This is a genomic window from Clostridium sp. HBUAS56017 (assembly GCF_007115085.1).
Lineage (GTDB): Bacteria > Bacillota > Clostridia > Clostridiales > Clostridiaceae > Clostridium > Clostridium cibarium.
Window position 1 is genome coordinate 1 of sequence record NZ_SULK01000010.1, and the last position, 333, is coordinate 333.

At 34.2% G+C, this 333-nt stretch carries 1 pseudogene; it reads right to left on the reverse strand.

What is annotated here, in order from left to right:
* A pseudogene (locus FAY47_RS20280) lies at nucleotides 1-333 on the reverse strand (cellulosome anchor protein); the annotation flags it as partial.

The following is a 333-nucleotide window of genomic DNA, read 5'->3' on the forward strand; positions in this document are numbered from 1 at the left end:
TGATATCAAAAGCATCTAAGTTGATATAAGAATCAGAAGCAGAAGCATTCTTTTGGCCAGTAACTTCAATGATAACAGTATGAGTACCACTTGCTAAACCAGTTTTTTGGAATAGAACTTGCTTATATGCATCAGTAGCAGAATAACCATCCCAAGTATAAGAAGTACCGTCAATGGTAATTTTAGCAATACCAACAGCTTTCCCTTTAAATCCAATAACATTTAATTCAGTTCCGGTAAAGTTAAATGCTAGTGAAGAATTAGGAACTTTGGAATATATATTAGCATTTCCACTATTAGAAGAACCAGAAGAACTTCCCCAACCAGTAGAGT